Source organism: Hyphobacterium marinum, assembly GCF_036330325.1.
GTDB classification, from domain to species: domain Bacteria; phylum Pseudomonadota; class Alphaproteobacteria; order Caulobacterales; family Maricaulaceae; genus Hyphobacterium; species Hyphobacterium marinum.
The window spans coordinates 1-21,365 of sequence record NZ_JAZDRO010000009.1; the positions used below are offsets into that span (position 1 = coordinate 1).

22 protein-coding genes and 3 tRNA genes are annotated in these 21,365 nt (G+C 63.3%); 12 read left to right on the forward strand and 13 right to left on the reverse strand.

Annotation, left to right across the window (positions count from 1 at the left end; genetic code table 11):
- The 3 genes from V0U35_RS13580 to V0U35_RS13590 form a co-directional block, all read right to left on the reverse strand.
- Positions 1 to 92: GTP-binding protein (locus V0U35_RS13580; protein ID WP_330197355.1), on the reverse strand; the 92-nt coding region annotated here is incomplete at its 3' end.
- Positions 93 to 237: 145 nt separating this feature from the next.
- A tRNA-Gly gene (locus tag V0U35_RS13585) sits at positions 238 to 311 on the reverse strand.
- A gap of 39 nt (positions 312 to 350) precedes the next feature.
- Positions 351 to 436 (reverse strand) — tRNA-Tyr (locus V0U35_RS13590).
- 141 nt (positions 437 to 577) lie between these two features.
- Here V0U35_RS13590 and V0U35_RS13595 point away from each other — a divergent pair.
- Entirely contained in the window at positions 578 to 1,381 is an 804-nt protein-coding gene (locus V0U35_RS13595) for a TrmH family RNA methyltransferase (RefSeq protein WP_330197293.1), read from the forward strand.
- On the opposite strand, the gene V0U35_RS13600 is transcribed toward V0U35_RS13595, so the two are convergent.
- Both V0U35_RS13600 and V0U35_RS13605 read right to left on the reverse strand, forming a co-directional pair.
- Positions 1,378 to 2,508, reverse strand: a complete 1,131-nt coding sequence (locus V0U35_RS13600) for a GIN domain-containing protein (RefSeq protein ID WP_330197295.1) — start codon at positions 2,506 to 2,508, stop codon at positions 1,378 to 1,380. The genes V0U35_RS13595 and V0U35_RS13600 overlap by 4 nt on opposite strands.
- Before the next feature lie 151 nt (positions 2,509 to 2,659).
- Entirely contained in the window at positions 2,660 to 3,355 is a 696-nt protein-coding gene (locus V0U35_RS13605) for a hypothetical protein (protein WP_330197296.1), read from the reverse strand.
- Between the two features lie 183 nt (positions 3,356 to 3,538).
- On the opposite strand from V0U35_RS13605, the gene V0U35_RS13610 reads away from it, so the two are divergent.
- Positions 3,539 to 3,919: a GFA family protein gene (locus V0U35_RS13610; protein ID WP_330197297.1), complete on the forward strand. Its 381-nt coding sequence runs from the start codon at positions 3,539 to 3,541 to the stop codon at positions 3,917 to 3,919.
- A 29-nt stretch (positions 3,920 to 3,948) separates the two neighbouring features.
- Here V0U35_RS13610 and V0U35_RS13615 read toward each other — a convergent pair whose 3' ends face one another.
- The 5 genes from V0U35_RS13615 to V0U35_RS13635 form a co-directional block, all read right to left on the reverse strand.
- Entirely contained in the window at positions 3,949 to 4,368 is a 420-nt protein-coding gene (locus V0U35_RS13615; protein ID WP_330197299.1) for a hypothetical protein, read from the reverse strand.
- Positions 4,369 to 4,441: 73 nt separating this feature from the next.
- Positions 4,442 to 5,626, reverse strand: coding sequence for a DUF819 family protein (locus V0U35_RS13620; RefSeq protein ID WP_330197300.1), 1,185 nt, complete (start codon positions 5,624 to 5,626; stop codon positions 4,442 to 4,444).
- 4 nt (positions 5,627 to 5,630) lie between these two features.
- On the reverse strand, positions 5,631 to 6,035 hold the full coding sequence (locus V0U35_RS13625; RefSeq protein WP_330197302.1) for an avidin/streptavidin family protein: 405 nt from the start codon (positions 6,033 to 6,035) through the stop codon (positions 5,631 to 5,633).
- Between the two features lie 13 nt (positions 6,036 to 6,048).
- On the reverse strand, positions 6,049 to 6,450 hold the full coding sequence (locus V0U35_RS13630) for a Rid family hydrolase (RefSeq protein WP_330197304.1): 402 nt from the start codon (positions 6,448 to 6,450) through the stop codon (positions 6,049 to 6,051).
- 6 nt (positions 6,451 to 6,456) lie between these two features.
- Entirely contained in the window at positions 6,457 to 7,782 is a 1,326-nt protein-coding gene (locus V0U35_RS13635; RefSeq protein ID WP_330197305.1) for a M20 metallopeptidase family protein, read from the reverse strand.
- Positions 7,783 to 7,969: 187 nt separating this feature from the next.
- Between V0U35_RS13635 and V0U35_RS13640 the strand changes: the two genes are divergently transcribed.
- The 4 genes from V0U35_RS13640 (at position 7,970) to V0U35_RS13655 (ending at position 10,325) form a co-directional block, all read left to right on the forward strand.
- Positions 7,970 to 8,890, forward strand: a complete 921-nt coding sequence (locus V0U35_RS13640; RefSeq protein WP_330197306.1) for an ABC transporter ATP-binding protein — start codon at positions 7,970 to 7,972, stop codon at positions 8,888 to 8,890.
- Positions 8,887 to 9,612: an ABC transporter permease gene (locus tag V0U35_RS13645; RefSeq protein WP_330197307.1), complete on the forward strand. Its 726-nt coding sequence runs from the start codon at positions 8,887 to 8,889 to the stop codon at positions 9,610 to 9,612. The genes V0U35_RS13640 and V0U35_RS13645 overlap by 4 nt, the downstream gene beginning before the upstream one ends.
- Positions 9,613 to 9,675: 63 nt before the next feature.
- A complete protein-coding gene (locus tag V0U35_RS13650) occupies positions 9,676 to 10,026 on the forward strand; it encodes a type II toxin-antitoxin system RelE/ParE family toxin (RefSeq protein ID WP_330197308.1) in 351 nt (116 codons plus the stop codon).
- Positions 10,026 to 10,325 (forward strand): helix-turn-helix domain-containing protein, encoded by a 300-nt coding sequence (locus V0U35_RS13655; protein ID WP_330197310.1) that lies wholly within the window; start codon positions 10,026 to 10,028, stop codon positions 10,323 to 10,325. The genes V0U35_RS13650 and V0U35_RS13655 overlap by 1 nt, the downstream gene beginning before the upstream one ends.
- Before the next feature lie 45 nt (positions 10,326 to 10,370).
- On the opposite strand, the gene metG is transcribed toward V0U35_RS13655, so the two are convergent.
- The gene (metG, locus tag V0U35_RS13660) at positions 10,371 to 12,080 is read right to left on the reverse strand and encodes a methionine--tRNA ligase (protein WP_330197312.1); all 1,710 of its coding nucleotides are present in this window, start codon (positions 12,078 to 12,080) and stop codon (positions 10,371 to 10,373) included.
- Positions 12,081 to 12,196: 116 nt separating this feature from the next.
- On the opposite strand from metG, the gene V0U35_RS13665 reads away from it, so the two are divergent.
- The 6 genes from V0U35_RS13665 (at position 12,197) to V0U35_RS13690 (ending at position 17,035) form a co-directional block, all read left to right on the forward strand.
- Complete coding sequence (locus V0U35_RS13665) at positions 12,197 to 12,601, forward strand: DUF1761 family protein (protein ID WP_330197313.1); 405 nt, start codon at positions 12,197 to 12,199, stop codon at positions 12,599 to 12,601.
- A gap of 24 nt (positions 12,602 to 12,625) precedes the next feature.
- On the forward strand, positions 12,626 to 13,030 hold the full coding sequence (locus V0U35_RS13670; protein ID WP_330197314.1) for a DUF1761 domain-containing protein: 405 nt from the start codon (positions 12,626 to 12,628) through the stop codon (positions 13,028 to 13,030).
- 70 nt (positions 13,031 to 13,100) lie between these two features.
- Positions 13,101 to 13,176 (forward strand) — tRNA-Thr (locus V0U35_RS13675).
- 160 nt (positions 13,177 to 13,336) lie between these two features.
- Entirely contained in the window at positions 13,337 to 13,774 is a 438-nt protein-coding gene (locus V0U35_RS13680; protein WP_330197315.1) for a hypothetical protein, read from the forward strand.
- A 150-nt stretch (positions 13,775 to 13,924) separates the two neighbouring features.
- A complete protein-coding gene (locus tag V0U35_RS13685; RefSeq protein ID WP_330197316.1) occupies positions 13,925 to 16,372 on the forward strand; it encodes a DUF305 domain-containing protein in 2,448 nt (815 codons plus the stop codon).
- A gap of 135 nt (positions 16,373 to 16,507) precedes the next feature.
- On the forward strand, positions 16,508 to 17,035 hold the full coding sequence (locus V0U35_RS13690; RefSeq protein ID WP_330197317.1) for a c-type cytochrome: 528 nt from the start codon (positions 16,508 to 16,510) through the stop codon (positions 17,033 to 17,035).
- 8 nt (positions 17,036 to 17,043) lie between these two features.
- Here the strand turns inward: V0U35_RS13690 and V0U35_RS13695 are convergent, their stop codons facing one another.
- Positions 17,044 to 20,178 (reverse strand): efflux RND transporter permease subunit, encoded by a 3,135-nt coding sequence (locus V0U35_RS13695; protein WP_330197318.1) that lies wholly within the window; start codon positions 20,176 to 20,178, stop codon positions 17,044 to 17,046.
- Positions 20,175 to 21,269, reverse strand: a complete 1,095-nt coding sequence (locus tag V0U35_RS13700; RefSeq protein WP_330197320.1) for an efflux RND transporter periplasmic adaptor subunit — start codon at positions 21,267 to 21,269, stop codon at positions 20,175 to 20,177. Before V0U35_RS13700 ends, V0U35_RS13695 begins: the two co-directional genes overlap by 4 nt.
- Positions 21,270 to 21,365: the final 96 nt, after the last annotated feature.

Sequence of the window (21,365 nt, forward strand, 5' to 3'; positions counted from 1 at the left end):
GCAGCCGTCAGCGTCGTCTTGCCGTGGTCAACGTGACCAATCGTGCCAATGTTCGCGTGCGGCTTCGTACGCTCAAACTTTTCCTTGCCCATCGTGCAATGTCCTCATCAGAAGGCTGGGGAACTCAAGACGCTCGGCGCGCCAAAACGTGATGGCGCGGGATAGCGTCACGCTGCCGGAATGGCAAGCCCTGCCGGGCGTCTTGACGTGTATGCAACACAGGAGAGATCAGAAGGCTGGAGCGGGTAGCGGGAATCGAACCCGCATATTCAGCTTGGAAGGCTGCTGCTCTACCATTGAGCTATACCCGCCTGTCACTGTGGTCCTTCGCTGTCGTCGTCAGCGAAGGATGGTGGAGGGGGCTGGATTCGAACCAGCGTAGACTCTCGTCGCCAGATTTACAGTCTGGTGCCTTTAACCACTCGACCACCCCTCCAAGGGAAGTCCTTCAATGCGAGCGGGTCTTATCCCCGCTTGAACCCCGTTTGCAACAAAACCTCGCCGTTACGCCGCATTGCGTTGCAGTTCGCAACCCGTCATATCCGGAAGACCGTGGTGAAACGGAGCGCGGACTATAATGACGAAGCCAGAGCAGCGCAACCGCTCGAGAACGCCTTATAATAAAGGGCATTCGGACAAGTCGGCCTCACCCGAAGAGGGCTGGATTTGGGGTCGCCACGCCGTGCTCGCCGCGCTGGCGAATCCGCGCCGCAAGGTGCTGAAAGTTCTCGCGACCCGAAACGCGGCCCGCGACCTGCCTGAAGGAACCGCGTTCGACGAGACCGATCCGAAAGACATCGACCGGCTCTTGCCCGATGGCGCGGTGCACCAGGGATTCGCGATCCGCGCCCGCGCACCTGAGGAGGATCGCCTGTCGTCAGTGGCAGATCCGACCCATGGCGTACTGCTGGTCTTTGACCAGATCACCGACCCGCACAATGCTGGCGCGATCTTCCGCTCCGCCGCCGCCTTTGGGGCGCGCGCCGTGATCATGCAGGACCGCAAGTCCCCGCCCCTCTTCGGCGCGATGGCCAAGGCCGCTGTCGGGGCCGCAGAAGTCGTCCCGGCGATACGGGTGGTCAATATCGCCAATGCGCTGGCCGAACTGCGTGACGCGGGCCGTTTCGTCATTGGGTTGGCCGGGGAAGCCGAAGACAGCCTGCCCGACCTGATCGAAGCCCATGGCGGTCCAGGACTCGTCATCGTGCTAGGAGCCGAAGACAAGGGGCTGCGCCCGCGCGTCGCGGATCATTGCGACGCGCTCGGACGCATCCCGACCACGGGCAAGGTGGAAAGCCTCAACGTCTCGAATGCCGCCGCCGTGGCGCTTTATTCCGCGCACATGAAGCGGCTGTCGGCACAGGCCGGGAAAGGCGGTTAGCGCCCCCCGCCCGCGGGACGTTCGATGTGGACCCGGCCATTGCGCGACCGCCAGCGGTAGCTGCCGCTGTAGCTCGCGGCCGAGACATTGCCCGACCCACGGATATCGACATCGGCGTCGACCGCTTCACCGCCATGGCGGACATCACCGGACCCTGACGTTTCGACGAGGAAGGGCATGGCCCGGCCTGCGCGGATCCGGACATCGCCCGAACCGTCATTGTCGACCTCGAACCGGCCGGTCTGGGTCCCGACCTCGATATCGCCTGACCCGCGCAGGCTCGCCCGGAAATCCCCGGCAGCCGCGAGGGTGATGTCACCGGATCCATTCACGGAAATGTCCACATCCGCTGCCTCGCCGCGATAGTCGACATCACCCGATCCGTTGATCGAGAGGTCAAACCCGGTGGCCATTCCTGCGGTGATGAGCACATCGCCCGATCCGTTGATTGACATATCGAACGCACCGTTGTGCCGGTCGATCTCGACATCACCCGACCCGTTGATCGACAGGTCAAGATCGCCGACCGAGGCCACACCGATATCGCCCGACCCGTTGATCGAGAATTGCGAGGCACCGCCAATTTCGCCGACAGACAGATCACCCGAGCCGTTGATGGACAGGCTGGCATCGCCTGAGACACTGCGAACGGCAAAATCGCCGCAATGATTGATCGCGATACGCGCTCGCCCGAGCTCACCGGCTTCACCGGTAAAGGCGCTGTCCTCGATATGGAAATCGAGCGAAGCCGGGGCCTCGATGATCAGGGTCGGATAGGCGTCGATCGCTTCCAGGCCGCGGCCACGCCAGCCCACGCGCATTTCATTGTTCCGGTTACGGCATTGCAAACGGCGCAACTCCTGCCCGCCATCGACAAGGACGCGGTCACCCTCCTGCGTGATGGATGGCGCGGCATGATCACCGCTGCCGGGACGAACCGACACGGTCACCTCAGAACCGCTGACCGTCCGGACTTCAACCCGGCCGATGAAGTCCTCGATGGAGACGGCATCAGCCCCGAAGGAGTGGCTGCTGCCGCCGCCGGCCAGGGTTGACTGGCCGATCGCGGCCGAGGCCGTCAGGCCCGTGGCGAGGCAGGCGGTTGCAAGCAAAAGTGTGCGTGTCATGGGTGGTCCCTCCTGGATACTTTCCGGCATGGCCGATTGAAGGCAGGATGCACGGAGTTGTCCAACCGGATGCAGACCGGGACATTACGCTTTGGCAAGGACCGCCTGCTGGCCGCTTTGCCGCACCTCGTAGAGCAAGTGGCAGAACCCGCTATCGCGGGATAACCTCGCGGCACTGAAGTCTCAATCCGGAAACGCCCCGGGCACCGTGCGCAAGTTGCAGCCCCGAGGCAATCCAGCCATCCGGACAGACAACGAATCGATGCTCCCGGTTGGCATTTGTCCGGGTATCCTGCTCGGTCAGGGGCGTAAGCGCGGTCAGTGTCGCATCATGGCTGCCGGTATCGACCTGCTCGCGATAGGCCTCCCAGTTAAATCCGGATAGGCTGCAGTCATCATTGATTACCTGGACGCGAACCCGCAGCCCTTTCAATCGCCGACGCTCCACATTGTTCTGGTTGGACGTCCATGCCCGGACTCCGGAAATAAATCCGCCTTCCATCCGGTCATCAAACCCCACCAGAATTTCGTCACGCGGATTACCATTGCACGTATCACTGGCACGCTCGACTTCGCTGGCCGCGCGCGTGGCCCCCGGCATACGCCCGAATACCGCCTCGGTCCTGCAAGGTTCATTACTGCGCTCGTAATTCGCAATCCGTTTCAACCCGTGCCAGTCGGAATTGGGCAGGGACAGCGTATCCTGGAAGTCATTGTTGTGACCGGTCCACTCCGTCCAGCGGGTTTCTTCGCCCAGCCGGCAGTTTGCCTGAGCATAGGCACTCGATCCGGCGGCCAGAATAAATAATCCTGCAGCTGCCAGAATTCCGGTTGTCTTTATCGCCACTTCATCACCCTCCCGTTTTTTATCAACTCTCCTCACAATTGAACAATATAGTCCAATTTCTCTCTCAAAGCGAATTGAGGAAGATTTTGACAAATTTATCCGGGCGCGCCGCCCCAAGCGTTGGAATGCCAACGGCGGCTATTTCCGGCATAGTTCGGTAGCCACGGAAGGGAGCAGTCAGAGATGAGCCAATACAGCGACCCGGCCGGCTCAGGCCGATGCGGCTGCGGTGCGGTCAGCTTCGTGACCGAAGGCCCACCCAAGTTTGTCGCCAATTGTCATTGCGGAGACTGCAGGAAGGCGACCGGAGCGGCGTTCTCGACCTGGGTGGGCTATCGCAACGATCAGGTACGCTGGACCGGCGAACGGACCGTCTTCCAAAGCTCCCCCGGCGTGAGCCGTGGTTTCTGCGCGGCTTGCGGCAGCCCGCTCACTTATCAGGGCGAGAAATGGCCGGGCGAGACCCACTTATTGATTGGGGCCTTCGATCAACCCGAAGCGTTCATCCCGACAGGGCATGTCTTCGCGGACGAGGCCCTGCCCTGGTCGAAACCGGACGACTAGGCCCGGCAGGCTTCACCCGGGACGGATCGCTACTCGGCTTCCTGACACGTACAGCCATAGTCATTGCAGCCGATCGTGCCTTCCGCACAGATCGGAGCCATCGCCACGCAGTCCGACGCGCCCGCACAAGCACAATTGCCCGAATTACACGTGTATTCGGCGGTGTCCGGCGGCGGCGTATTCGCCGCAACGCTCATCGCGCTGCTCGCGCCAGACGCGCTCGCGGCTCCGTGCTGGCGGCGGCCAGTGGCCCGGCCCGAGCCGGTCGCGGTGCCTTCGCGGACCATGGTCGCAGCCGCGCCATAGTCGCCATTTTCCATGGCCGCCTGGAATTCGGCGGTAAAGTTTGTGTCGTTGGCGGTCTGGGCACGTATCACCGCGCGCTGCTGGGCATCGGCGGCGGATACGGCCAGCACAAACCCGGCGAGAACGATCATTAATCGCATCATGGCGTTTCCTCCCGTTTCCCCTCGCAGGCGAATTCTAGCCGAAATCAACGGCGCGGGAAACGGAAGGCGAGAATCAGCCGGGCCAGAACTCGAAGACGAGATTGGCGATAGGCGTTCCGATGGCATAGCCCAGCACACCCACCAGCACGCCTGGCGTCACCAGATTTCGCCATCCCTTGGCTGCTGCCAGCGCCGGGGCCGTGGTCGCGCCCAGCACCGCCGCATTGGACGCAGTAATGAGCTCTGGCAGGGACAGGCGGCACACGCTGCCTAGCCCGAACACGACGATCGCGTGAACCAGGAGCATGATGCCAATGAGGAGCATCAGAAGCGGTGCGATCTGGACCAGCGAGACGACATCGGCCCCCGCCGCGATCATTGCGAAGAAGACAAAACTGATCGCTATGCCCATTTCATAGCCGCCGCGCATCCGCGCCATCGTCCTGGGAAACGCCGTTGCAGGGATCAGCGCCAGACCGCTGATGATCGCGAACCGCCACTTCCTTCCACCGTCTTCGACCAGCGTGTCTATCCAGTCCGCGATGAGTGTACCGATCGTCACGACAATCAGCGCATAGGCCATGGAAAACGCCATGGAGGCCGCGGTGATCGGACCCTCCTCAATCGCCGGCGTATCCTCTTCGCTGTGATCGATAACCTTGAAACGCCGGGCCAGCCACGCCCAGCCCGGGATGACCGCCAGCATCGCCAGGAAGAAGCCGGAATAGAGATTGTCGACCGCCGTCATCGCCGACGCGTAACTGGGGTCGGCTTCCCCCAGGCCGGTCGAACTCAGCAGTGCTCCGTAATTGACCGAGCCGCCAATATAGGTGGCCACGAACGACCCGACGACAGCCGCCTCGCGCGTGCCGATTTCGGCTGCAGCCGTGCCTTCAGGATAGCCGCCAATATCGATGAAGGCGAAGGCTGCGATTACGCCAAGGACCGTGCCCAGCGCAGCCAGCATGAAGGCCCCGAACATGCGGGTTGTCTCGAAGATGATTTTCTTCAGGTCCGCTTTCATCAGGAAGAGCGGGATCAGGATCGGGACGAAATAGGTCCAGACGAAGTCATAGGCTGGCGCGGAACTGGGGATGATCCGGAGATTGGACGCCAGGATAGCCAGGAAAATCGCCACGACCGCACCGGTAACCAGGGCCCCGATCCGCGTTCGCTCGGCGAAGAAGCCAATGGCTGCAATCGTGAAAAGCGCGGCCATGACCGCGATATTATTGTCCGCCGGAATGAGCGATTCCATGGGGCTACTCCTCCTCGCGCTGGATGAAGACACTCTCGCCGGAATAGCGGGCGAAACCGTCCTCGCCCTCGCGTACCAGTGACCATTCGGTGCGGATCGTGCCGCCATCGACCTCGCCCGTCCACGACGTGATCGTGTGGCAAGTCTCCGCTTCCGCGCGCCACACAACGGAAAAGGCGATCAGGGGATCGAACACGTCGCCAACGACGCGGTATTCCACGCCCTGGCAGGCATAGCCCGCCGCATTGTTCACATAGCGGCCGTGGAAATGTCCGTTCTCGCGAACATCATCGATGTAGAGAACCGATCCGCTCTGGTTCTCCCAGACCGAGGTCGCAGGCAGGCCCTGCGCGGCGGCGGCTTCAATGCCAACAAAAGCGAGCGCCAGCGCGGCAGCGGTGCGGATCATTGCATGTGTCCTTTCAGGAGCCGGATACGAAGGCGTCGGCTTCGATTTCGATGAGGTATTCGGGCGCGGCGAGTGCGGCAACACCCACAAGCGTGGCCACCGGCGGATGCGCGCCGAAGGCCGCGCTGTGCGCCCGGGCGAACGCGGCCTGCGCGTCCGCACTCATGTCTGTGGCAAAGGCGCGGGTTCTCACGACATGGCTGAGATCCGCTCCAACCTGTTCCAGCGCACCGGCGATGATGGCGATACAGCGCCGGGCCTGCGCCTCGATATCGCCCGGCCCGTGGACCTGTCCGTCCCCACCGACGGCCACGGTTCCGGCAACCCAGACATGCGGACCGGAACGCACCGCGCGGCAATAGCCCACACGGGCCTCCCATGGTGCGCCGGTCGAAACCCGCTGGACGCCGCTCACCGTGTGTCAGTCCTGCGGCGCGAGGTAATCGAGCGCGATCGCGGTCATGCCTTCCACCGCCATGGTGATTGTCGTTTCGGGATCATCCGGCGCAAAGAAGGGCGAGTGGTTCGATGGGGCCGGAACGCCGCGGCTGGTGAAGCTGTCGAGCCTTTCCTGCGTGGTGCCGCCGACCCAGAACATGAAGGCCGGGACCTGCTCCTCGGTCCGGTGGAACATGGCGAAATCCTCGCCGCCCATGACCGGTGAGGCTTCGACCACAGCCAACGGACCGAAACGGTCCTGCATGGCTGCGACGGCGCGTTCGGCGAGCTCCGGGTTGTTGTAGAGGGCCGGCGTATAGGGCTCCTCCACCACGACTTCGGGATATTCCTCCTCGGTCAGACCATAGGAGGCGGCCTGGGCATGGGCGATGCGCTCGATCCCGGTCAGCAGGTGTTCGCGGACCTCGTCGGTATAAGACCGCACCGTCAGCTGGAGGTGAACCTCGTCGCTGATGATGTTGTGCTTGCGCCCGCCATTGATGGCTCCGACCGTGATGACGCCCGGGTCGAGCGGGTTGAGTTCGCGCGAGATCAGGCCTTGCAAACCGATAATGATCTGCGCGGCGAGATAGACCGGGTCCTTCGTCGCATGGGGATAGGCCCCGTGCCCGCCCCGGCCCCGTACCGTGATATCGACCGAATCCACATTCGCCATTGCATAACCCGGGACGTAGGTGATCGTGCCGGTCGGGATGCCCGAGAAGGTGTGGAAGGCAATCACGGAGTCCGGCACCGGGAACCGCTCGTAGAGGCCGTCCGCGATCATCATGCCCGCGCCAAGACCCAGCTCTTCGGCCGGCTGACCAATGAGGACCAGCGTCCCCGACCACTGGTCACGGCGATCCATCATCTGGCGGGCCGCGCCAACGAGCGCGGTCATGTGCGTGTCGTGGGCGCAGGCGTGCATGACGGGAAACTCATCGCCATTGCGGTCAACACCGGTCGCGGTGGAGGCGTAGGAAAGCCCGGTGTCTTCCGGCACGGGCAAGCCATCCATGTCGGCCCGCATCATCAGCGTCGGACCGTCGCCGTTTTCCAGCACCGCGACGAGGCCTGTCCCGCCGACGCCTTCTGTGACCTCATAGCCGAGATCACGCAGCTCCTGGGCCAGGCGCGCGGCGGTCTCGACCTCCATCAGCGAGAGTTCGGGGTTTGAATGAAAGTGCTGGTAGAGGCTTTCCAGGTTGGCCACGTAATCGGCCTCGATCGCGGGCCGCAGGTCTTCCTGGGCGAGAGTCGGTCCGGCAAAGGCGATGGCGGCGCAGGCCGCAAGCAGACGGAATTTCATGGAACAAGGCCCCCCTTCGGGCATGTGAGTGTGTGTCGCCGCCCATACCAGCCCTCCCCGTTCCCGCCGTCAACGGAAAGCGGGCCGGAGACGGTAAAGAAATGCGCTTGACGGTGCCAGTAAGGGGGGACTGCCCCGCAGCCAATGCCGCTGGCGGCGGGGCGAGGCCCGCGATTTGATCGCCGCCATGAGCCAGACTGCCATCCGCACCGAAAATCTGTCGCGCCGATTCGGACGCGTGACCGCCGTGTCTGATCTCGGCCTCGAGGTTCCGGCGGGGCGCGTGTGCGGATTCTTGGGACCCAATGGCGCAGGCAAGACCACGACGATCCGCATCCTCCTCGGCCTCATCCGTCCTGATCGGGGAAACAGCGCGATCTTCGGCCATGACGTGCGCAAGGCGCGCCGGGCCGCACTGACCGGCGTGGGGTCTCTGGTCGAGACGCCAGCCCATTATCTCAACCTGACGGGCCGGGAAAATCTGGAGATTACTCGCCACCTGCTCGGCCTGCCGAAGACAGCGACCGACCGCGCGCTCGAGCAGGTCGGCCTCACCGAAGCGGCAAACCGCAAGGTGAAGGGGTATTCGCTTGGCATGCGCCAGCGGCTCGGTCTTGCCCGCGCGCTGATCGATACGCCGAAACTCCTCATCCTCGATGAACCGACCAATGGCCTCGACCCGGCCGGCATCCACGAGATGCGCAATCTCATTCGCGAAGCCCCCGACCGCTTCGGCGCGACTGTGCTGGTCTCCAGCCACCTCCTCGGTGAAGTGGAACAGACCGCCGACCATGTCGCGCTGATGGATCGCGGGCGGCTCTTGTTTCAGGACACGCTCGACAATCTCCACGCCGCCCATCCCGGCGGACTGGAAATCCGGACCGACCGCGCTGCAGAGGCCGCCGAACGGCTCAAAACCCGTCACGCCGATGCCCGCGCCGAAGAGGGCCGGGTCATCCTGCCTGGGGCGCATGACGCGACGGAGATTGCCGCACTCAACCGCGAACTGGTCGAGGCCGAATTCGACATCTCCGGTCTGCGGACCCTGAAGCCGTCGCTGGAGGACCTCTTCATGAAGCTGACCCGCCGCCTCGGAGATCAGTCATGATCGGAATATTCCGCGCCGAACTATTGAAGCTCCGCCGCTCGCTCGTTGTGCTGGTCCTCGCCGTGCCGCCGGTGATGATCTTCCTCCTGAGCGTCCTGACCCGCTTGACCGGAAACGGCCCGGATCTGTGGCTGGTGCAGTCGATGGCAACTTCGGCGGTCTGGGCCTATTTTCTTTTGCCGATGACGGCGACGGGCATGACGGCGCTCCTCGCCCAGCTCGAACACTCCACTGGCATGTGGTCGCACATCCTCGCTTTGCCGCCGGCAAAATGGACGATCTTCGCAGCGAAATGCGTGCTTGCCCTCCTCCTGATGGCGGTGGCGAGCGGCCTTGCCTGGGCGTCCATATTTGCCGCCGGGCACACGGCCAACCTCCTCGCGCCCGACCACGCGCTGCAAGGTCCGGTGCCCTATTGGGATGCCGCAAAACTGCTGGCGAAGATGTTCGCCGCCTCAATCCTCCTGATCGCGGTCCAGCTTGCCATCGCCCTGCGCTATGCCAGCTTCGCGCTGCCTATTTCGATTGGCGTTGGCGGTACTTTCGTGGCGGTAGCCGCGACCTCGTCACAATACGGGGCCTACTTCCCCTGGCTGTTGCCGGTGAACATGCTGGCGAGCGAGCCGGAGCGCGCGCAATTCGCGCTGACCTATGGCGTGGCGGGCGGGTTCATCGTTCTCGCCGTACTGACAATCTGGTTCGCCCGGCGCGACTGGAAGTAGTCCGAATTTCCTTGATTGAATGTACCGTATGGCGTACATTTCGGTTTCGGGAAAGGATCGCGATTGAGCCCTACCGCAAAAAAGCTCAAGGCGGTGTTCTACCGTACGGCATCGGGTGCCGAACCGGTCCGCGACTGGCTCAAGACCGACCTGAATGCGGAAGACCGCCGAATTGTCGGCGTCGACATCGCAACGGTGGAGTATGGTTGGCCTGTCGGGATGCCCGTGTGCCGGCCACTGGGCAACGGGCTGCGTGAGGTGAGGTCATCCCTGCCCGGCGGACGGATTGCCCGGGTTCTGTTCTGCATCATCGACAGCCGCATGGTGCTGTTGAACGGCTTTATCAAGAAGTCGCAGAAGACGCCGCAGAGCGAAATCGACAAGGCCGCCAAACGGATGAAAGAGTGCGAGTGATGGCAAAGGTAACAAAACACACCAAGGCAGCGTTCGGGTCGGATTTCGATGACTTCCTGCGCGATGAGGAAATCTACGAGGAGGTCCAGTCCGCCGCGATCAAGCGCGTCGTGGCTTGGCAACTTGCCGAGGAAATGAGGAAGCAATCCATCACCAAGGTGGAGATGGCCCGGCGGATGCAGACAAGCCGCAGCCAGCTTGACCGCCTGCTTGATCCCGACAATGACCGCATTGAACTTGCTACGCTGGGGCGGGCTGCGCGCGCGCTAGGCCGCGAGCTTCAAATCGGGCTGACTTGAGCCGATGATCCAATAGACTGGCTCGCCCGGCGCGACTGGAAGTAGCTACCCCTCACCCCCAAATCGGGCTTTCCATTCTGCCACCTGTTCGTCCTCGACCTTCGCGAAAAGCACGTCCGGCGGCGTGACCGGTGTGCCGTGCGGCATGGCGTCGAGAAGGACCGTGGCCGCTTCACTCGGCCAGCGCCGGTTGCCGTCCGGGATGTTGAGCGCATCGAGGATTATCGCCGCCGATGATGGAATGACCGGCTGCGCGGCAATGCCCATGAGGGCGCAGAGATTGAGCGCGGTACGCACACCCACCGCGGCGCGATCGCGGTCGGTCTTGAAGTGCGACCACGGCTCGGCACGGGTCAGATACTCATTGCCGGCGGCCCAGAGCGCGCGCGTCTCGGCGGCGGCCTGACGGAAACGCATCGCTTCATAGTTTTCCACGATAGCGGCGAGGCGCGTATCGACCTCGCCCGCCAGCCAGGCTTCATGCTCCCCTGGCTCGCCGCCCTCAGGCACAACGCCGTCAAAGCGCGAGCCGGTGAATTTCAGGATCCGGTTGACGAAATTGCCCAGCACGTCGGCAAGGTCCTTGTTTACGCAGGCCTGGAAATGCTCCCAGGTGAATTGCGTGTCCGAGCCTTCCGGCGCATTCGCCGTCAGATACCAGCGCCAGTAATCAGCGGGCAGAAGCTCCAGCGCAGTATCCATGAAGACGCCGCGCTTCTCGCTGGTGGAGAATTTCCCGCCATACCAGTTCAGCCAGTTGAAGGCTTTCAGCTTGTCGACCGTTTTCCAGGGTTCTTCCGAGCCCAAAATCGTCGCCGGAAAACTGACCGTGTGGAAGGCGACATTGTCCTTGCCCATGAACTGGACATAGGTGACGTCGTCCGCGCCCTTGTCGGTGCGCCACCAGCTTTCCCAGTCGCCGCCGGTGGCCTGCGCCCATTCCACCGTCGCGCCGATATAGCCGATGGGCGCGTCGAACCAGACATAGAAGACCTTGCCCTCGAACCCGTCGCGGACCTCGCCCTCATGGGCGACCGGTACACCCCAGGAAAGATCGCGCGTGATCGAACGGTCGCGCAGGCCTTCGTCCAGCCATTTGTTGGCGATGGACACTGCCAGTGATGGCCAACCATCAGCCGCATCGACCCACTCGCGAATCCGCCCCTCCATCTTCGTCTGGAGGAGGTAGAGATGGCGCGTCTCGCGCACTTCAAGATTCTTCGAGCCGGAGATCTTCGAATAGGGCGCGATGAGATCGGTCGGTTCGAGCAGCCGCCCGCAATTGTCGCACTGGTCGCCCCGCGCGCGCTCGAACTCGCAGTGCGGACAGGTCCCTTCGACATAGCGATCCGGCAGGAAGCGGGCATCGTCGACCGAATAGACCTGCTCGTCGGCGCGTTCCTCGATAAGACCTTTCTCTTCCAGCACATGCGCGAAGTGCTGGGTCAGCTTCGCCGTCGCCGGGTGCGAGGTACGCCCGAAATGATCATAGGACAGCGCGAACCCCTCGCCCGCCGCGCGCTGGACGGCGTGTTCGGCATCGCAATAGGCGCGCACATCCACGCCGGCCTCCGCCGCGGCCAGTTCGGCGGGCGTGCCGTGTTCGTCAGTCGCGCAAATATACAAAACCTCATGGCCGATAAGGCGGTTGAAGCGCGCATAGACGTCGGCGGGCAGCATCGACCCGGCCAAATTGCCGAGGTGTTTGACCCCATTGATATAGGGCAGCGCGCTGGTGATCAGGATCCGGGCCATTTTTTTATCTTCTGCCGTGAGGGGTATTGCCTGTAGTGTGCTCGCGTCAGGGGCGATCAGACCGCCACCGGACTTGAGGGCTGACACATACAGCCCGATTCCTGGGGAGGAAACTCATGCCACGCATATTCGGACACAATCTTCTCTTCGTCCTGCTTGCGGCCATCGCGATCTATCTGGTCGGTTTCGTCTGGTACATGCTCCTTTTTGCCGGAGCGATGGGCGATGCTGGCGTCGGTGACACCGCGACAGCAGACTGGCGAATGTTCGGTGTCGGGCCGCTCACACCCGTGCTGTATGCGCTTGGCCTGGCCGCGATCGCTTCGAAAGCCGGCGCAGCCGGCCTCATGGCCTACGCAAAACTCGGGCTGGTTTGCGCCGTCGGCTTCACCATCGCCACCGAGTTGGCGGATTTCGCCTACGATGCCCGTTATACGACTGCCTTGACGCTCGTGGATGTGGCCCACCAATTGGTCATACTTCCGCTGGGTGCCGTAATTCTCAGCTTCGGCCGCAAATAGGTACATCTAGGGGAGAGACACCTCATGGAACTCTACGGCATCAACATTCTCGGCGTCGTCCTGGCGACGCTCGGCTTCATGGTCGTCGGCTTTATCTGGTACGGCCCGCTTTTCGGCAAACGCTGGATGGCGCTGCACGGCTTCACCGAGGAGTCGATGAAGGGCGTCAACATGGGCGTCGTCATGGCCAAGGGCCTGACCAATTCCCTCGTCACCGCCATCGGCATCGCGGTGGTGTTCGGCTGGCGCGGTGTGGACGGCATCGCCCCGGCCCTCGTCACGGCGGGCCTGCTCTGGCTGTTCTTCTCGGCGACGACCCAGCTTCTGGCGCACATCTATGAGAAGCAGCCGTTTGAGCTGACCCTCATCAACTGGGGGAACCATCTCGTCGGCATGTTGCTCGCGGGCGCGATCCTCTCCTTCTTCTAGGACCCTGACGGCACCGCGCGCTTGCGCCGCGCGGTGCCTTGGCCCTATCAAGCGCGCGCACTATCCAGACGCCGGCTTAGCTCAGCTGGTAGAGCACCTGATTTGTAATCAGGGGGTCGGGGGTTCGAGTCCCTCAGCCGGCACCATATCGCGAGGCCGTCTTCGCGTCCCGGGCACGGCTTCTGCGCGGCTCCCGACCGTTTCGTAACGTCATGCCGGACCCGTGGAAAAAGACCCGTTGGCATCCCAGCCGGGACCGCTTGGCTGAAATATGATAGGTTCCCCCCACAAGCCGGGGAGAAACTCATGAGAATTTTTGCAACCATATTGGCTGTCGCGGCGCTCTTCGCCGTCACGATTTCACCATCCCTCCAGGCCCAGGACACGGGCCGAGCAGGCGACCAGACCTTACCAATGTGCCGCGACGCAGAAGCCGGTGAACAGTGCCGGACGCGCGATGGCGACATTCGTGTCCGCCCGGCGGTCCGACAAGACGGCGGCGAGGTGCCGCTGCAGTCCCTGACGTCAGACCAGATCGACCGCATCACGGCGACCCGCGCGATCGGCGGGCGTTGGGAATGCGCTTGCACCGGCGGCGAAGGCAAATGCAACCCGGTAGTCGAAGCGGGTAGTCTTTCCTGCTTTGCACCGGGTACGGGAGGATGCACCGGGACTTGCGGCATTGGTGTTACCGTGGACACAACGGCCGTCGGGACAGGACAGGCACAGGGTTCGGGCGGCTAAACACCGCTTCGACGGGGACAGGCCACCGGCCGATCCGATCTGCCAGCCGGAAAATCGTGCGAACAATGGCTTGCGCGGGCGCAGGAGTGCTTGCCGCACTCCTTCCCCGTGCTAGTTTCTTTGTTTTCTGCTGGTTGTCGGGGAATTGCCATGTGGTCTCGTGCCTCTTTGCGCGTTCAACTCATTCAGGGCGCTTCCGTTCTCGCACTCGCCGTTGCTGGCCAGGCTGGCGCGCAGGACGCGCCCATCGTCCAGCCCGGTGCGCCCGGACAGCAATCGCGCACGCTGACCGCCGAAGACGCGGTTCGCGTCGCGGAAAACCGTTACTCGGCCGATGATGTCCGCTTCATGCAGGACATGATCCTGCACCATTATCAGGCGGTGCAAATGTCGGCCCTGGTGCCCGACCGGACCAATCACCCTGACGTCCTGACGGCGGCGGGACGGATCGACGCCTCACAGGAAGACGAGATCGCCTTCATGCAGTCCTGGCTGACCGAACGCGGCCGCGATGCGCCGGACCCGGCCAATGATCCCCACGCCATGCACGGTGGACACGGCATGATGGAAGGCATGGCGACGCCCGAGCAGATGGCTGAACTCGCCACGCTGGAGGGACCGGCCTTCGACCGCATGTTCCTGGAGCTGATGATTGCCCACCACGAAGGCGCGGTGGAGATGGTGGACCATCTGTTCGATCAGTCCGGATCCGCCTATGACCCGGTGCTCTACGAGTTTGCCAGCGACGTGAAGAACGAACAGCAAGCCGAGATCCGCCGCATGGGCGCGATCATCCGCACGCTGTGGGACGATCCGCGCTCGACTCTGTCGCCCGGCTTCCGTGATGCGGGCGAAGCAATCAGCAATCTCGAACACGTCGCCACCCTGCCCAAGCCAACCGGCTTCTTCGATGTTGAAAACCCGGCCGGGTTGCCGCCCCTGATCGAGGACGAGGACGAGGACAGCGACGAGGCCCCGGAGAACGAAGCCGCAGACGGTGATGACCGTCCGCGCTTTGGCCAGCGCTCGCCCTTCCTCAGCTTCTCCAATACCGACATGGCCTTCTCCGGCGACCTGATGGCGGCGGGCAATTATCACGGGTTCAACCTCTATCGGCTGGGTGAAGACCCGGTTCCGCAACTGATCAGTTCGGTTGTCTGCCCCGGTGGTCAGGGCGACGTGTCCATCAGCGGCAATCTGTTGCTGATGTCGGTTGAACAGACGCGCGGCCGCGTTGATTGCGGCCTGGAAGGTGTTGGTCGCGATGCCAGCCCGGACCGGTTCCGCGGCCTGCGCATCTTCGACATTTCCGACCCGCGGGCACCTGTTCAGGTCGGCCAGGTTCAGACTTGCCGCGGCTCGCACACCCATTCCATTGTCTCCGGCCCGGACGAGGACGGCATCCTGGTCGTCTACAACTCCGGGACAGCTTCGGTGCGGGACGAAGAGGAACTCGTCGGCTGCGTCGATGATGACCTCGGTGACGAACGCACCGCGCTCTTCCGTATCGACGTGATCGAAATCCCGGTCGCGGACCCGTCACAAGCCCGGATCGTGCACAGCCCGACCGTCTTTGCCGACGAGGAAACCGGTGCGATCGCGGGCTTGTGGACCGGCGGAGATCATGGTGACGGCACACAGACCACCAGTCGCACTGACGAATGCCATGACATTACCGTCTTCCCGTCGGCCAACCTCGCGGCCGGGGCCTGCTCGGGCAACGGCATCATCTTCGATATCACCGATCCGCGCGACCCGCGCCGCATCGACGCGGTCAGCGATGACGGCTTCGCCTACTGGCACTCCGCGACGTTCAACAATGACGGGACGCGCGTCCTCTTCACCGACGAGTGGGGCGGCGGTGGACGACCGCGTTGCCTGGCGCAGGACCCGCGCAACTGGGGAGCCAACGCCTTTTACGACATTGTCGACGGCCAACTGGAATTCCGCGGCTATTACAAGCTGCCGGCGGCCCAGACCGATACCGAAAACTGCGTCGCGCACAACGGATCAATCATTCCAGTGCCCGGCCGGGATATCTTCGCCCAGGCCTGGTATCAGGGCGGTCTCTCGGTCATCGATTTCACCGATCCGTCCAATGTCGTCGAGATCGCCTATTTTGACCGCGGCCCCATCAGCGCCGATGTCCTGACGACCGGCGGCTACTGGTCCAGCTACTGGTATGATGGCCGGATCTACGCGACCGAGATTTCGCGAGGGCTCGACGTTTTCGAACTGGTGCCCAGCAATTTCCTGACCGAAAACGAGATCGCAGCCGCGGGCCTCGCCGACCAGGGCGGGACGTTCAACCCGCAGACCCAGCATCCGGTCAGTTGGCCGGCTCATCCGGCAGTCGCCCGGGCCTACATCGACCAGCTGCGCCGCGATGACGCGATGCCGGAAGCCATGGCCGATTCCCTGTTAGAGGCACTCGCCACCGCTGAAGATCATATCGCGTCGGGAACATCCGATCCGGCGCTGGCCGGCATGCTCGCCGGGATCGCCACAGGGCTGCCCGCAGAGGGGTCCGGCCAGGCGGCCATGCGGGCAAGGTCTCTGCGTGACACGCTAACGGGCATCGCCGACCGGTTGCAATAGACCGCGCCAGAACACCTGTCAGGGTTGGAAAAATTGCTCAACCCTGACGGGTATTCTTGCGAGGGCTGGCATTGTCGGCCGGCTTCGTTATGGTCCGCATCGCATCTGAGTCCTTCGCGATCCGGAGAGTGTTTCATGACGCGGTCTGCCCTGCTGGCTTCCTGTCTCTTCCTTGCTGCCTGCGGGGATCCCTCATCGGGGTCTGAGGTCGAAACGCCGCAATTGCCGACTGGCGAAAGCGGGTCGGAGACACAGGCACCGCAAGGCACACTCGAAAGCGATCCGCTTGTTGAGGATGCCGCCCAGGACATGGCCACACGCCTGGCCGCCCTGCCCGCCCCCTATTCGGAAGCCGACCTGGCCAACGGCGCACGGCAGTTTCGCCGTTGCACGTCCTGCCACACGATCGGCGAAGGCGGTCCGCACCGGGTCGGACCGAACCTGCACGGCCTGTTCCGGCGAACGGCGGGCGAAGCCGAAGGCTTCAATTACTCGCCAGCGCTCCGCGAAGCGGGTTTTGACTGGACACCGGACCATCTCGACGCCTGGCTGGCCGACCCGCGCGGCTACATCCCGGGCAACCGCATGTCCTTTGTTGGCCTGCGGGACGCGGACGACCGCCGCGACGTCATCGCCTACCTGCTGCTCGAAACCGAACTCTAACCCAAATCCTATTCGGCCGGATGCCCGGTCTCGTGCGGGTCCACCACGGTGGACGCCGCCTGCTGACGTTCGATCTGGCGGGACACCCAGTTTGGCGTCTTGGTAAAGCGGCCAAGCACGCTATAGGCAGCGGGAACCACCAGCAGCGTAAACAAGGTCGCCACCATCACGCCGGTGAAGATGACGATGCCGATCGTCACCCGGCTTTCCGCTCCGGCCCCGGAGGCGAGGACCAGTGGCAGGGCACCGATGGCGGTCGAGATACCGGTCATCAGGATCGGGCGGAGCCGCGTGTCCGCAGCTTCCAATGTCGCATCGCGCACACTCATCCCCTCATCGCGCAACTGATTGGCGAATTCAGCGATCAGAATGCCGTTCTTGGCCGCCAGCCCCACCAGCACGATCAGGCCGATCTGGCTGTAGACGTTCAGCGAGGAGCCGACGATGTAGAGGCCGAACAGCCCGCCGGCGACGGCGAGCGGCACGGTCAACATGATGACGAAGGGCTGAATCAGGCTCTCGAACTGGGCGGCCAAGACCAGGAAGACGATGAGCAGCGCCATGGTAAAGGCGAACAGCGTCGCCGAGTTGGAGTCCATGAAATCCTTCGCCGAACCGATGAAATCGGTCTGGATCGTCGGCGGCAGCATCTCTGCGCCGGCCTGGCTGAACCACTCGATGGCCTCGCCTATCGTATAGCCCTCGGCCAGCGTCGCGCTGATCGTCACCGCTCGCAGGCGGTCAACACGCGGCCGGTCCGAGGATTCCCCGATCTCGCTTAGCGAAACCAGGTTGGACAGGGGGATCAGAGCGCCGGAATCGGCCCGCACGGTCAGGATCGCCAGGTCGCTCTGGCTCGACCGGTCCTCGCGGCGGTTCTGCAGAATGACGTCGTAGTCCTCGCCCCGATCGACATAGGTGCCAACGCGGCGTGAGCCGAGATGCGCTTCCAGGGCACGGCCGATGGATTCCACCGACACGCCCAGCGCGGCGGCTCGTTCGCGGTTGATGTCGACCACGAGGCGCGGCGAATTCGGCTCATAGCTCTTGCGCGCCCGCAACAGGTTCGGATTGGTCTCCCGCGCCCGCTGCAGGATTTCATCGGCCCAGCGGTTCAGCTCCTCATAGTCAGAGCCGCCCAGCACGAAATCGATCTCGTTGCCTGAGACGCCCCGTCCCAGCGACGACCCGCCGCCGGCAAAGGCCCGCACACCGGTGAGCATGCCGAAACGGCCATTGATCTCGCCGATGATTTCCTGTCCCGACCGGTCCCGCTCATCCCAGGGGGCCATGGCTCCGAAGGTCACGCCGCTGTTAAAGCCGCCCCCGCCAAAACCGGGCACGACGACCACGGCCTGGCGGATCTCGTCACGTTCAACGAAGTCGGCAAGGATGGCCTCAATCTCTTCGGCCTGCTCGGCCATGTAGTCAAAGCCCGCCCCTTCAGGTCCCTGGAAGAAGGCAAAGAAGAAGCCGCGATCTTCCGACGGCGTCAGTTCATTGGGCAGCCGGTTGAGCAGGAAGAGCGAGCCAGCCAGCGCAGCGACAATCAGCGGGATCGCAACCCATGGCGCTTTGAGAACAATTTCGAGCGAGTCCCGGTACGCCTTGCGCAGACGGGTAAAGGCGTGATCGACATATTTCGCTACGCCGGACGATTTCGAGGCCGGGCGGATCATCTTCGACGCCATCATCGGCGACAGGGTCAGGGCCACCAGGCTGGAGAGGATCACCGCCCCGCTCATCGTGATGGCCAGTTCCGTGAAGATGCGCCCGATTATGCCCGGCAGCACGACCAATGGTGCGAACACCGCCACAACAACGGCGGTCGTCGCGATCACCGCGAAGAAGACCTGGCGTGCGCCGTTGTAGGCGGCCAGTGCCGGGCGTTCGCCGAGATCCACCCGGCGCTGGATATTCTCCAGAACCACGATGGAATCGTCGACCACCAGGCCGATACACAGGACCAGCGCCAGCAGCGTGATGATGTTGATCGAAAGGCCGAACAACGCCAGCACACCGAACGCGCCAATCAGGCAGACCGGCACGACGATGGCGGGAATGGCAGCAGCCCTGAATGTCCCCAGGAAGAGATAGATAACCGCGACCACGAGCAGCGCGGCCACTATTAGCGTGCGCCAGACCTCGCGAATGGATTCGGATATGAAGACCGTGGAGTCATAGGTGACAATGATATCCATGCCCTCCGGCAGGCCCGGGCGGATCCGATCCATTTCCGCGCGGACACCATTGGCGACATCCAGTGCATTGGCCTGGCTCTGACGCACCACGCCCAACCCGATGCGGGTGACGCCATTACCGCGGAACAGGGCGCGTTCCTCCTGCGGACCGACCTCGACATCGGCGACTTCGCCAAGACGAATGACGTGCCCGTCCGTAGAGCTGCCAACAGGCAGACGGCGGAAGCTGTCCTCGTTGGCGTAGCTGCGCTCGACGCGCACCGTCAGGTCGACATCCTGGGCCTCCAGCGCACCGCCAGGCAGTTCAATATTCTGGGATCGCAGCGCCCGTTCGATATCGTCGACGGTCAGCCGCCGCGCCGCGAGCGCCTGCGGATCGAGCCAGATGCGCATGGCATAGCGCCGTTGACCGCCAATCCGGACATTGGCAACGCCGTCAATGGTCGACAGACGATCGACGATGAAGCGGTCGGCATAGTCGGAAAGCTCTTCCATCGACATGCCGTCGCCGATCAGTGAATACCAGATGATCGGCTGGGCGTCGGAATCCTGCTTGGCCACCCGCGGTGCATCGATGTTCTGCGGCAGCTGGGACGAGACACGGGATACCGCGTCCCGGACATCGTTCGCCGCGGCTTCCATGTTGCGCGACAGGTTGAAAGTGATCGAGATGTTCGACCGCCCGTCGCGGCTTGACGAGCTGATCAGTTCGACGCCCTCAATCCCCGACAGCTGGTCCTCGATCACCTGCGTGATCCGGTTCTCGACCACTTCGGCATTGGCACCGGGATAGCTGGTCGAGACCGAGACAACCGGCTGGTCGACATTGGGCAGTTCGCGCAGCGGAAGGCTGCGAAAACCCAGAATGCCGATGACAACAATGAGCGCGCTGAACACCCCGGCCATGACCGGGCGTTTTACGGCGATGTCGGAGAGCGTCATGCCTCACCTCCCGGCCCGTCCGGGCCCGTATCCCCCACAACCTGGACCGGCGCGCCGGGCTGGACCCGGTGCGTGCCCTCCGAGATGACCCGTTCGCCGGTCTCGAGACCGGAGAGGATTTCCAGCATGCCACCGGTCCGCATTCCCACCTCGACGGGCTGACGGCGGGCTGTCGTGCCGTTGTCGCCCTGCGCAATCACATAGACGAAAGCGTCTTCAGCAACGCGGATCAGCGCACCTTCAGGGATGGCGGGGCGGGTTCGCTCGCCGCGGCGGATTTCAACCGTCAGCAGCATGCCCGGACGTAGCCGGCCGTCTTCATTGGCGATCTCCGCGCGAACCGTGACCGCGCGCGTGACAGGATCAATCCGCGATTCCACTTCCGTGATCTCGCCAGTGAAATCCGCGCCGGGATAGGCATCCGAACGTGCCCGAATTTCCAGCCCCGTTTCCACAGCCGAGAAGAAGCGCTCCGGGATCGTGAAATCCAGCTTGATCACGCTGTCATCGTCGAGCGTGGCAATCACATCGCCGGGCCCGACCAGTTCGCCGGGACTGACATTGCGCAGACCGACCCGACCGGCAAAGGGGGCGCGGATGATGCGGTCGGCCATACGCGCCTCGACAGCACGCACACGGGCCGACGCCCGGTCCAGTTCCGCCTGGGTTTCCTGGGAACGCTGGGTCGGCGCGATACCGCGCGCGGCAAGATCCTGGAACCGCTCGTGCTCCTGTTGCGCCTCACGCAGGGTTGCCCGCGCTTCGTTCAGCGAAGCCGCTTCCTCGCGGTCTGTCTGTTCGACAAGAATTTGGCCTGCTTCTACCCGTTGGCCGGAATCAAAGGCGATGCGCGAAATCGTGTCGGACACTTTCGCCGTTACCGTCACCGACTCATTTGCCCGCGCGGTCCCGAGGGCCGAGACCACATCGGCAAACTCCATCGGTTCCACTGTCGCGACCGCAACAGGCGTCGAGAACCCGCCGAATCCCTGATTGCCGCCATCGCCTCGCGTGATCTCGCGGACGACAACGAAGGCGGCCATGGCCGCAAAAATAACAATGATGACGATCAGAAAAGCAGCGCGGCGCATGGACTTCAGACTCCTGTTTGCGGGCGAGATAGGCCCGAAAGCGCCATCAATCAAAGAAAATTACTTGTGATCGGAAATGCACAAATAAATCAGCGA